Below are 11655 nucleotides of genomic sequence, written 5' to 3' on the forward strand. Positions count from 1 at the left end.
GGCAGCGAGGCGAGGTCCCTGGCATCCGGAGCCTCGGGCGTTCGCAGGGGCTCGGGATCGTGCCGAGGGCGAGGGGGCGGGTCAGCCATGCTCGCCTCCTTCCCTGGCCACGACGATCCGGATTCCCGTGCCGACTTCAGATTTATCAATACACTCTGTCGCTGTCAATCCAATCCGTCTCGACGTCGTCGGGCCGTACACTGAGGAGGTGCCGAAACTGTGGACCGAGACGATCGACGCGCACCGGGCGGCGGTGCGCACCGCGGTCATGGACACCACCGCGGCGCTGGTCGCCGAGCACGGACTGGCGTCGGTGACGATGTCCCGGATCGCCAAGGAGTCCGGCATCGGCCGGGCGACGCTGTACAAGTACTTTCCGGACGTCGAAGCGATCCTGCTCGCCTGGCACGAGCGGCAGGTCGGCGGCCACCTCGACCTCCTCGCCGAAGCCCGGGACCGGGCGGACGGCCCCGGTGAACGGCTCAAGGCCGTGCTGGAGGCATTCGCCCTCATCTCCCACGAGTCCCGCGGGCACCATGACACCGATCTCTCGGCGTTCCTGCACCGAGATCAGCACGTCACCGAGGCGCAGCGGCAACTCCACGGCATGGTCCGGGACTTGGTGGCCGAGGGAGTACGCACCGGCGACCTGCGCGACGACATCGCCCCCGGCGAGCTCGCCACATACTGCCTCCACGCCCTCACCGCGGCCGGCAATCTGCCCTCCAAGGCGGCGGTTCGCCGTCTCGTGAGCGTCACCCTCGCCGGGATGCGTCCAGACGAGGCTTCTTGAGCCGGGCGTATCCGCCCGCCCGCGCCCCTTCGCCGGCGGTGCGGTCAGGCGTCTTCAGTGCACATGCGGACCCCCGGTCATCCGACGGCTTCCCGGACGATACGAGAAGCAGGGCGGCCCCGGCCGCAACGGCGGCCGCGACCGCGCCGAGCATGAACGCGTCCGTGAAGCCGTCGACGGCGCCGTGCTCGATGCCCGCGGCTGCGACGGTGGACAGGACGGCCACCCCCCGGGGGCTCTTCCTGCGCGAGGGCTTCGACGTCAGCGTGGACCTCATCGCCGCCGAGGCGGGCGTGTCCAAGGTGACCGTCTACAACCACTTCGGCAGCAAGGAGGCCCTGTTCATCGCCGTCACCAAGGACTCACTCGACGCACCGCTCGGCGGCACCCTGGTGACCGCCATCGACCACCTCGCCGACGCGGACGACCTCCGCGAAGCCCTGGTCGCCGCGGCCCGCGCCCGGGTGGACGGCATCCGCGGCAACCCGGACGTCCTCGCGCTGCGCAACGTCGTCGCCCGGGAGCTGCACCGCTTCCCCGAACTCGGCGAGGTCTGGCGCCACGGCGGTACCAAGCGCCACCACCCCGCCATGGGGGGCACTCAGGGAGTTGGTCGAACGGGGCCGACTCGACATCACCGACCTCGACGTGGCCATCCCGCAGCTCTACTCGCTGCTGCTCTGTCCACACATGGTCTTCAGCGCGTACGGCGCCGACATCGACGACGGCCCCGCCGACCGTTTGATCGCCGGCGGCGTCGACATATTCCTGAGCTACTACGCTCCGGGCGGCACCCGGCCGTGAGAAGAACGAGCCGTTCGCCGGTCCACAGCGGCCGCGCCACCGGCATCGGTGGTGAGGCGGTCGTCAGCAGGACGTCAGGCTCCCGAGGTCGATCGCGTCGGCCATCGCCTGCATGCCTTTGTCGTTGGGATGCAGATGGTCGCCGCCGTCGAAGAACGGCAGGATCCGCTCGGGGTCGTACGGGCTGCGCAGGATCCGGTCGAAGTCGGTGACGGCGTCCAACTCCCCGCTGTCTCTGATGAACTGGTTGACCTGGACGCGTACGGACTCTGCCGCGGCGTCCCATTCGGACCAGCCCTTGAAGGGGGCGATGGTGGCGCCTACGACGCATTTCCCTGCCGCGTGCGCCCGTTCGATGATCTGCCGGTAGCCGTCGATCATGTCGTCGGCCGTGACGCCCGTATGGGCCTTGATGTCGTTGACGCCCTCGAAGAGGAAGACCGTGCGTACTCCGGGGTGGGAGAGCACATCGCGTTGCAGCCGGTTGAGCGCGCTCTGCCCGGCGCCGTCCGCGAGGACCTTGTTCCCGGAGATCCCCTCGTTGGCGACGCCCTTGAGGGGGGTGTCCGCCTTCTGGAGTCGGCGGGCGAGGTAGTCGGGCCAGCGGCGGTTCAGATCGGTGGTCGACTGCCAGCCGTCGGTGATGGAGTCGCCGAGCGCGACGACAGCCGACGTGGACGTGTCGGTCCGTACGGTGACGGCGTCGAGGTAGAGCCAGGAGCCGATCCGCTCGGTCCAGTTGGCCGCGCCCTCCTCGGCCGTGTGGTCGCCCGCGGCGGCGTACGACGTCTGCATGGCCATCCCGTGGCCGGTCGCCGGTCCCGCCGCCTGCGCCGTGTGCAGGCTGACGACCAGGTTGGTCGCGGCGGGCAGCCGGCCGGGCAGTGGGTCGCTGTACGTGGTGGCGCCCGCGGGCACGGTGACGGAGCGGGCGCCACCGAAGGTCAGCCGCCGGTTGCTGCCATGCACCAGCTCGGCGCCCGAGCTCTGCACACCCGCGTACACGCTGTCGAAGGTCAGCGGCCGGTCGCCGAAGGCGTTGGAGAGCCGGATGCGGAGGTTGTCCCCGGCGACGCTGGTGTGCACGACGAGGCGGTAGCTGTGGTCGGCGACCGCATTGCCCATACGGTCGGCGCTCGCACCCCAGGTGATCACTTCGTGGCGTGCGGTCGGTGCCTGGGAGGTCGCGGACGCCGGACCGAATACCGCGGCCAGTAGCAGCGTGACGACGGTGACGAGCAGTGGCCGCAGTGATGTTGTCATCGGTCGAACCCCCGCAGGGTGACGGACGCTCCGGGTGCCAGGGTGATCTCCCGGGAGGTGTCGCCGTACGTCACGGTCGTCGTCCGGCCGCCGACGCTGCGGACCTCGACCTCGGTGGGTCTGCCGCCCCGCCAGCGCAGATCGACGACGAAGCCGCCGCGCGCCCCGACGCCCGTGACGGAGCCCTCCTTCGCCCATGCGCCGGGAAGGGCGGGAAGCAGTTCGAGGTGGCCCGGGCGTGAGTGGAGGAGCATCTCGATCACCGCGGCCGGAGTGCCGAAGTTGGCGTCGATCTGGAAGATGCCGCGGCCCTCGGACACCTCGTAGATGTCGAAGAGGTTGGGGGCGGTGCCGTTGCTGCCGTGCGTCGAGGGGCGGAGGTTGTTCACGACCAGCTGGTAGGCGTTGTCCGCGTTCTTCAGACGGGCCCAGCACAGGGCCCGCCAGGCGTTGGCCCAGCCGAAGCTCTCCATTCCGCGGGCGGTGAGCAGGGCGGTCGCGCCGTCGAGGAGCGCCGCCGGGGTGGAGTCGTCCGGGCGGATGCGGTCTCCGGGGAAGAGGCCCACGAGCGGGGACAGGTGGCGGTGGGTGGTCTCCCCAAGGTTGTCGGGTGACATCCACTCCTCCAACCAGCCTGATGTGGGGCTTACTTGGGGAAGGTACAGGCGTTTCCGGAGGGAGTCGATCGTATCGGCGTAGGCCGCGTCCCTCTTCAACTCCTGTGCTGCCGTACGGTAGTTGGCGAACAGCGCCCATACCAGTTCCTGGGCGTAGGTGATGCCCTTGGCGTCGAGCGGGCCGTGCTCGGGAGACCAGTCGCTGTCGGCGATGAGCACCTCGCGGGTGCTGCCCGGCAGGGTGGTCCTGAGCAGCCGTGCCTCCCAGAACTCGCAGGCACCCTTGAGGAGCGGATAGATCTTCGCCAGGTAGGCGCGTGAGAGCGTGTACTCGTAGTGTTCCCACAGGGTGTTGCAGAGCCAGGCGTTGCCCGCTGGGTGCCACCACCAGCCCATCCCGCCATGGACGTTGGTCGAGATGGCGACCGTCCAGCCCGCGATCTTCCCGGTCGAGTTGCGGTAGCGGTTGCGCGGGTCGTTGAAGAGACGGTGGGTGAGGTCGGTCCAGGAGGGGAGTTGGGCGAGGCAGTAGTCGGTGAGGGCGTCGAAGCCCTGCGGCAGACCGGCCCGGTCGGCCATCCAGTAGTTCATCTGGAGGTTGATGTCGGTGTGGTAGTCGCCCATCCAGTCGGGGTCGTTGCCGTCGAGCCACAGCCCCTGGAGGCCCAGCGGCAGACTCCCCCGCGAGCCCGAGATCATCAGATAGCGGCCGAACTGCAGGTAGGCGGCTTCCAGTTCGGGGTCGGGCGCTCCGTCCCTGGCACGTGCCGTGATCCGTTCCCAGGTGTCGAGACCGCGCTGCTCGGCGGACGACGTACCGAGCGAGAGGTCCATCTGCCCGAACAGGGCCCGGTAGTCGGCGACATGGGTGTGCAACAGGGTGGTCGCCGAGTGTGCGGCGGCGTCGCGGACCTTGGTGCGGGCCAGCCGCTCGGGGTCGAGGGACGCGTCACGGTAGTGGGTGGCGGCGTCGGGCACGTAGTTCGTGCCGCCGCTCACCACCACGGTGAGGTCCCTGCAGCCGCTGAAGGTGATCCGCGAGCCGTCCACGGAGACCTTGCCGCCACTGCCGTACGCCGTCATCGCCGCCCCGTAGCGCAGGCCGTTGGGGAAGGCGCCCGCGAAGGACGGGCGGTGCGTGGTCTCGCCGTGGGTGCCCTCCAGCGTGACGGTTCCGGTGTAACGGCCGCCGCCGCTCTGGGTGAAGTGCACGACGATGGCGTCGTCGGGGCGGCTGGCGAAGACGCTGCGCTCGTACGTCACTCCGGAGCGCTGGTACGAGGTGGTGACCAGGCCCTGGTCGAGGTCGAGCGTGCGCCGGTAGTCGTTGACGGCGGACAGGTCGTGGTCCGGGATATCGACGGTCAGCCGGCCGAGCAGGGTGAAGGAGCCGAAGTTCTCGCGGGCGTACGGGAATTGGCCGTCGGAGTCGAGTGTGTCGTTGAGTCCGCCGGTCCACAGGGTGGCGTCGGTGATCAGGAGGAGTTCACGCCCGGGGTCGTTGCTCGCGAGGGCGCCCAGCCGTCCGTTGCCGATCGGCAGGCCCTGCCCGATCATCGAGTGCTCGTCGGCGGGCGCCCGCCACCACAACACGTTGCGTGAACTCCCCGTCAGGGAAGGGGACTCGGCGGGGCGCTCGGGTGCGGCGGAGGCGGTGAAGGCGGGCAGGCCGCCGAGTGCCGTGGCTGCTCCGGCCGCGGCGGCGAGGGAGAGCAGGCGGCGTCTGCTGGGGAGACTGCTGTCCGGTGCGGTGTCCATGCGGGGCTCCAGGGGAAGTCGGGGCCCCGGCGGCGCGGCGCCGGGGCCCCCGCGGGGGTCAGGAGGACTTCGGTACGTCGATCCGGTCGATGTCCGGGGCGTAGCTCGAACCGCTGTCGAAGGTGATCGTGTTGGCGCCGGCCTTGAGGGTGACGGGCACGCTCACGCTCTCGACGCTCCCCCAGTCGCCGGTGGAGGGGAACGCGTGACGGGTGGCGCCGTTGCCGTTGGCGGAGATGTCGACCGAGCGGGCGTCACCGCTGACGTAGGCGACCTTCACCATGTACGTGCCGGCCTTGTCCACGGTCACGTCGTTGAAGCGGAGCGTGCCGCCGAGATAGAGGTTGCCGACCTTGTGGTCGCCGGAGCAGGCACCGCAGTCGGCCACGGAGGCGTTGCCGCTGAGGGTGTTGGACGCGGACTCGGCCTCGTACGCCGCCGTCGTCAGGGCGGTGCCGTGCGGGGTGACGGTGAACAGGCGCGAGCCGTGGGCGGGCAGGGCCTGCGTCACCTTGTTCTTGTAGGTGCCGAGGTTCTCGTGGTTCCACAGGTCCCGTACGGCGGCCCTGCCGGTGAAACCGAGGGACGACCAGTCGGCGCTGACGGGGGCGGGCGCGTCGGCGAGGTTGAAGAGGGCGACCGTGTAGCTGCCGTCGGCGTTCTTCGCGGCCCACACCTGCTGGGCGTCGGAGGGCGTGATCGGACGGGCGGGCGGGGTGCTGCCCTGGTTGAGGGCGATGACCTCGCGGTTGGTCAGCAGGGAGACGCCGTAGCTGTCGAGGCGGGTGAGGTCGTCGCCGGTGTAGAGCGGGGACTTGGCGATGGCCCACAGGGTCGCGTAGCTCTGCCGCTCCGCCTTGGTGAGGCCGTCCATGGCGCCGTTGCCGACGTCCAGGGAGTCGAGGTCGTTCCAGCCGCCGGGACCGGCGTGCCGGGTCCAGCCGGGGGCGTCGTCCCAGCGGTCGTCGACGGAGTTCTCCCAGCTGACGAGTGTGTTGCAGTAGCACTCGACGTCGGTGTCGATGCGCCAGCCGTTGGAGTACTTCTTCCAGTCGGCGGCGTGGCCGATGTCGAGGGACCAGGAGATCTCCAGGTGGAGGGGGCGTCCGGTGGCGGCGATGGCCTTCTGCCAGGCGGCCACGTCGGCGACGTTGTCGTACTGGTCGCCGCCCTTGCCGAAGCCCGGGCCCACGCCGTCGAGCTTCAGGAAGTCGTAGCCCCAGTCGGCGAGCAGCCGCGCCTGCGAGTCGACGTACTTCTGGGTGCAGGGCTTGGAGAAGTCGAGCTTGTACGCGCTGTCCCAGCCGTTGGTCGTGCGCAGGTCGCCGTACACGATGTCGGCGGTGGTGCAGCCGTCGGCGTTGTGGATCGGTGCCCTGCCCTCGTCGTACGCCTCCTTCTCCAGGCCGACGGGGAGGTAGATGCCGGCCTTGAGGCCCTTGGCGTGGATGTGGTCGGCGACGGACTTCATGCCGTGCGGGAAGCGCACCGGGTCGGCCTGCTGGCGGGCGTACTGGTCGAACTCGGGCTTCCAGGACCGGTCGCGCCACCAGCCCGCGTCGATGTTGACGTACTCGTAGCCGTACGGCTTGAGCTTGGCCGCCATCGCATCGGTCTGCTTGAGGACGTTCGCCTCGGTGAGGTAGCTGTAGTCGCCGTCCGGGTTGAGGCCGGGGTATTTGGACGACTGCATGCTCCAACTCGACCAGCCCATATACGGCTTGGCGGCCACGGCGGGTGCGGGGGTGTCGGCGTGGGCCGCGGGCACGGCCGTCGCGATGCCCGCGGTGAGGGCGAGGACCACCATGGCTCTCAGGGCACGGGTGGGCAGGACGGAGTACGAGGATGACCGCATGGGTCGGACCTCCTGGGACGGTGTCAGCGGGGGCGGTGAAGGCGGGGCGGCTCGTGCCCCTGTGTTCGGGCGGCTCGGGCCGGGGGGTGTTCCGGTGGTTCGGACGGCGCGTTGCGGCTGCTCAGCCCTTGCCCGAGCCGATGGTGAGTCCGCTGATGAACTGGCGCTGGAGCGCGAAGTACACCAGCAGCGTGGGGATCGCGGTCATCAGCGCACCGGCCGCGATGAGGTTGGGATTGGTGAAGTACTGGCCCTGGAGGTTGGCCAGGGCGGAGGTGATGGGGCGCTTGTCGCCGGTCTCGATGAGGGCGAGCGGCCAGAAGAAGTCGTTGTAGATCCAGATCGATTCGAGCGTCGCGAGCGCTGCGAACGCCGGTCGGCACAGCGGCAGGATGATCTGGAAGAACTGCCGCCAGACGGGGGCGCCGTCGACGAGCGCCGCCTCGGAGATCTCCTTGGGGATCGTCTTCATGTAGTTGCTGAGGACGAAGGTGCAGAAGCCGCACTGGTAGGCGATGTGGATCGCGATGATGCCCCAGGCCGAGTTGTAGAGGAGCAGCGAGTCGCTCATCCACTGCGGCAGCGGGATGAGGAGGTAGAGCCGGTACAGGGGGGTGATGAGGACCTGGGCCGGGAGCAGGTTGCCCGCGGTGAACAGCATCAGCAGGACGATGTTCCAGCGGAAGTCGAAACGGGAGACGAAGAAGGCGACGGCCGCCGAGAACAGCAGCGTGCCGAGCACCGACGGGACGGTGATGAGGACGGAGTTCCAGAAGAAGTGCGGCATCCCGGACTGGTTCCAGGCGTCCGTGAAGTTGCCGAAGCTCAGGCTGTGCGGCCAGGAGAGATAGCCGTGCTTGGCCGTGTCCGAGTAGGGGCGCAGCGAGGTGTAGACGGCCCACAGGAGCGGGACGAGCCAGAGCAGGGCTGTGCCGGCGAGCATCAGATGGCGGCCGGTCTGGCGCCGGGGCGCCGTCGGGGTTTTCGGCGTCTGGGGCTCGCGCAGCCGGGAGGACGGCCGTGTCACCGTCGTGGTCACTGGTCCTCCGTGCGGAACGTCTGGACGAGGAAGGTCCCGATGGCGGCAAGGGAGACCAGGAGCAGGACGACCGCGAGGGCGGAGCCGTAACCGATGTGACTGGACTCGCCGATGATGTTGTCGGTGATGAGGAGGGACAGCAGTTCCATGCCGGGCTTGCTGCCGACGCCGCCACCGAGGACGTACACGATGTCGAAGGCCCGCAGGGACTCCATGACCGTGACGACGAGGATGATGATGTTGACCGGTTTCAGGGCCGGGAAGACCACACGCAGGAAGGTCTGGCGGCCGTTCGCGCCGTCGAGCGCGGCGGCTTCCTTCAGCGCCGGGTCGAAGCCTTTCAGGCCGGCCAGGTAGAGGATCATGATGTAGCCGGTGTGGCGCCAGCCGGAGGCGACGAGGACGGCCCACAGGTTGAGGTCGGGGTTGCCGAGCCAGTCGATATGGTGGCCCGAACCGGCCGCGTTCAGGATGCCGTTGAGGAGTCCGGTGTCGGGGTTGTAGATGATCTCCCAGATGAAACCGACGACGGCGAGGGAGAGCACCATCGGCAGGAAGATCGCGGTCTGGTAGATCCTGGTGAAGCGGATCTTCCGGTCGAGCTGGTAGGCGAGGAAGATGCCGAACGGTGTGGGCAGCAGGGCCGTGAACAGCAGCCAGATCACGTTGTGGCGCACGGCGGGCCAGAACGGCGGGTAGTTGGTGAGGATCTGCTGGTAGTTGTCGAGGCCGATCCAGTGGATGTCGGCCGGCTCGATGCCGTCCCAGGTGGTGAAGGAGAGTCCCAGGGAGGCCAGTGCGGGCAGCCAGACGAAGAAGAGCAGGGCGGCGAGCGGGATCCCGATGATGACGGTGAGGAAGATCCGGTCGCCGGGGCCGAGGCGGCGGGGGCGTTTGGGGGTGACGGGCGTGGAGGACACGGTGCCTGAGACCTTTCCCGTCCTGGTCAGGCCGTGAAGAAACGCGAACGCTGGGACTCGATCTTCTTCAGCGTCCCCGACCCGTCGTCGGGGTGGCCGAGCCACTCGGTCAGGCCGGGCAGGACGACGGTGGAGATGAAGCCGGGATCGCTGTCGCGGTCCGCGAACTGGCTGATGTGCTTCGCGGAGGCGATGAGTTGGGCCGACTTCTTCTGGAGTGCGTTGTACGAGCCGGTGTCGGCCCGCTCGTTGACGGCGAGGTTGCTCGGGTCGACGCCCATGTACAGCTCCTCGGCGTGGGCGCCGCCGAGGAATTCGAGGAGTTTCTTGGCGCCGTCCTCGTTCTTGGGCCTGCGGCTGAGCATGAAGCCGTCGGTGGGGGCTTCCACGGCGTCCTGGCCGTGGGCGGGGTCGATCTCGGGGAAGGGGAAGAAGTCGATGTCGGCGCGTATCTTCTCGTCGGTGATCTGCTGGCCGAGGAAGAGTCCGATGACGGCCATGCCGGACTTCTTGTCGAGCAGCGACTGCGCGGCGTCCTGCCAGGAGCGGCCGCCCGCGCTCGGCTGGTAGTAGGGGGTCAGCTCGCGCCACAGGTCGAGGATCGCGACGGTGCGCTTGTCGGTCCAGGAGACCTTGCCGCGCATCAGGGACATGTGGAAGTCGTATCCGTTGGCCCGCAGGTTCAGGTAGTCGAAGGCGCCGAGGATGCTCCAGCTGTCGCCGCCGCCGTAGCCGGAGGCGATCGGGGCGAGGCCGTCCTTCTTCATGCGCTTGCCGAGCGCGATGAACTCGCTCCACTTCTGCGGGACTTGGTAGCCGCGCTCCTTGAAGAGGCTCTTGCGGTAGAAGACGGCCCACGGGTAGTTGTACAGCGGCACGAAGTAGTACGTGCCGTCCTCGCCACGCGAGAGCTGCTTGGTGGCGTCGCTGAAACCGGCGCCTATCGTGTCCCACACGTCGTCGAGCGGGCTGCACAGCTTCTTCTTGGCGAAGTACTGCATGCGGTAGCCCGCGAACCAGGTGAAGACGTCATCCGGAGTGCCCTGCAGATAACTGGAGATGCTCTTCTGGAAGGTGTCGTGGTCGACGGTGTTCGTCTTCACCTTCAACCCGCTGTCTCTGGCGAACGCCTCGGTCACCGCGGCGTAGGCCTTCTTGGGCGTGGCGTCGGCGCCGTTGGATCCGAAGGTCACCGTCTTGGGGTCGGCGCCCGCTCCCCCGCCACAGGCGCTCAGGACGGGCGCTCCCAGTGCGGCCGCGCCGAGTCCGAACAGCCCACCGACCACTCTGCGCCGACCGGGGCCACGCGCAGCCAGGTGTTGGCGGCTCTGCTGCGTCATCGTTACTCCTCGTGCCTGCTAGTACGTGTCTGATCTGATGAAGGACTGGATCGCGGTGGCCGCGGCCCCGCGCGCCCACTCCTCGAAGGGCAGCGGGCGGGTCTGCAGATCGCAGCGCGCGGCCGATCCGAAGGCGGCCGCGGCGAACGCGTCGCGGATCTGCTCGGCGAACAGGTCGTAGGCGGCGAGGCCCTCGCCGGAGATGATCACTCGCTCGGGGCCGAGCAGGTTGGCCACGGTCGCGATGCCCCGCCCGATGGCCTCCCCCGCCCGCGCGTACACCTCGCGCGCTCCGGGGTCGCCGGCGTGGGCCAGGTCCAAGGCTTCGGCGGCGTCGGCCACGTGGACGCCGGTGACCTCCCGGATTCTGCCGACGATCGCCGAGTCCGCGGCGATCGCCTCGACACAGCCGCGGTTGCCGCAGTGGCAGAGCGGACCGGCCGGGTCGATGGGGACGTGCCCGATCTCGCCGGCGACACCATGCGCCCCCGACACGACCTGCCCGTGCACCACGAGGCCACAGCCGATGCCCGCGCCGACGGTCACCACCGCGAAATCGGACAGGCCCACTCCGGCGCCGAACCACTGCTCGGCGACGGTCAGCGCCCGTACGTCGTTGTCGACCGTGACCGGCAACCCGGTGGTCATCCCGGCCAGTTCGGCGAGTGGCACGTCGCGCCAGTCCAGGAACGGCGAGTAGCGCACCACTCCGGCCGCGCGGTCCACATCGCCGGACACCGCGATGCCCAGTCCCTGGACCCGCACCCCGAAGCCGTCGGCCTCGGTCAACAGCTCCTGGACGAGCGCCGCTGTCGAGGCCAGCACCGCTTTGGGGTCATGGGTCGTGAGCGGCACATGCCGGGCGACCCTGATACGGCAGCACAAGTCCGTGAGCACGGCGATCAGTTCGTCGCCGGTCATCTTGACGCCGATGAACAGCGCCCTCCCGCCGTCGACCCGCACCGGGTTGGCGGGCCTCCCGAGGGACGGCTGCCGCGCGTCCTCGTCGACGTCCTCCAGGAGGTAGCCGGCCTCGATCAGGGGCCGGACCGCCTTGGTGACGGCCGCCGCCGACAGCCGCGTCCGTCCGGCTATCTCCGAGCGGGTGAGCGGGCCGTGCGACAGCACGGTGGTGAAGATCTGGGAAGCGGCCGGCGTGTGGGCCGGGAACGCCTCGGTACGAGAGGTCGAGCGCATGGCCGGAACCTAAGTCCCTTATTTTCTGCTGTCAATGAAAGAAACAGGATTATCTTGAGGACCTCCTTT

Annotated in this window: 10 protein-coding genes and 1 pseudogene; 3 read left to right on the plus strand and 8 right to left on the minus strand. The window is 69.0% G+C overall.

Translation table 11 applies throughout. The features are described from left to right. Window positions 1-208 precede the first annotated feature (208 nt). Together ACFY0T_RS27900 and ACFY0T_RS27905 are read left to right on the plus strand one after the other, a co-directional pair. Window positions 209-793 carry a TetR/AcrR family transcriptional regulator gene (locus ACFY0T_RS27900; protein WP_388876054.1) on the plus strand — a complete coding sequence of 195 codons (585 nt, stop codon included), beginning with the start codon at window positions 209-211 and terminating at the stop codon, window positions 791-793. A gap of 191 nt (window positions 794-984) precedes the next feature. Further along, a pseudogene (locus ACFY0T_RS27905) lies at window positions 985-1092 on the plus strand (hypothetical protein); the annotation flags it as partial. Window positions 1093-1155: 63 nt separating this feature from the next. On the opposite strand, the gene ACFY0T_RS27910 reads toward ACFY0T_RS27905, so the two are convergent. Continuing rightward, window positions 1156-1356 carry a hypothetical protein gene (locus ACFY0T_RS27910; RefSeq protein WP_388876853.1) on the minus strand — a complete coding sequence of 67 codons (201 nt, stop codon included), beginning with the start codon at window positions 1354-1356 and terminating at the stop codon, window positions 1156-1158. Between the two features lie 46 nt (window positions 1357-1402). Here ACFY0T_RS27910 and ACFY0T_RS27915 point away from each other — a divergent pair, with 46 nt between their 5' ends. Continuing rightward, on the plus strand, window positions 1403-1597 hold the full coding sequence (locus ACFY0T_RS27915) for a hypothetical protein (protein WP_388876856.1): 195 nt from the start codon (window positions 1403-1405) through the stop codon (window positions 1595-1597). Window positions 1598-1660: 63 nt separating this feature from the next. On the opposite strand, the gene ACFY0T_RS27920 is transcribed toward ACFY0T_RS27915, so the two are convergent. From ACFY0T_RS27920 to ACFY0T_RS27950, 7 genes are all read right to left on the minus strand, one after another. After that, the gene (locus ACFY0T_RS27920; protein WP_388876057.1) at window positions 1661-2860 is read right to left on the minus strand and encodes an SGNH/GDSL hydrolase family protein; all 1200 of its coding nucleotides are present in this window, start codon (window positions 2858-2860) and stop codon (window positions 1661-1663) included. After that, window positions 2857-5235 carry a glycoside hydrolase N-terminal domain-containing protein gene (locus tag ACFY0T_RS27925; RefSeq protein WP_388876060.1) on the minus strand — a complete coding sequence of 793 codons (2379 nt, stop codon included), beginning with the start codon at window positions 5233-5235 and terminating at the stop codon, window positions 2857-2859. The genes ACFY0T_RS27920 and ACFY0T_RS27925 overlap by 4 nt, the downstream gene beginning before the upstream one ends. 58 nt (window positions 5236-5293) lie before the next feature. After that, window positions 5294-7090, minus strand: a complete 1797-nt coding sequence (locus ACFY0T_RS27930; RefSeq protein ID WP_388876063.1) for an alpha-galactosidase D — start codon at window positions 7088-7090, stop codon at window positions 5294-5296. A gap of 121 nt (window positions 7091-7211) precedes the next feature. Then, the gene (locus ACFY0T_RS27935) at window positions 7212-8129 is read right to left on the minus strand and encodes a carbohydrate ABC transporter permease (RefSeq protein WP_388876065.1); all 918 of its coding nucleotides are present in this window, start codon (window positions 8127-8129) and stop codon (window positions 7212-7214) included. Then, window positions 8126-9049, minus strand: coding sequence for a carbohydrate ABC transporter permease (locus ACFY0T_RS27940; protein ID WP_388876067.1), 924 nt, complete (start codon window positions 9047-9049; stop codon window positions 8126-8128). Before ACFY0T_RS27940 ends, ACFY0T_RS27935 begins: the two co-directional genes overlap by 4 nt. Before the next feature lie 26 nt (window positions 9050-9075). After that, window positions 9076-10389, minus strand: coding sequence for an ABC transporter substrate-binding protein (locus ACFY0T_RS27945; RefSeq protein ID WP_388876070.1), 1314 nt, complete (start codon window positions 10387-10389; stop codon window positions 9076-9078). Window positions 10390-10407: 18 nt separating this feature from the next. Next, window positions 10408-11586 (minus strand): ROK family protein, encoded by a 1179-nt coding sequence (locus ACFY0T_RS27950; RefSeq protein ID WP_388876073.1) that lies wholly within the window; start codon window positions 11584-11586, stop codon window positions 10408-10410. Window positions 11587-11655: the final 69 nt, after the last annotated feature.

The organism is Streptomyces sp. NPDC001530 (genome assembly GCF_042894545.1).
Lineage (GTDB): Bacteria > Actinomycetota > Actinomycetes > Streptomycetales > Streptomycetaceae > Streptomyces.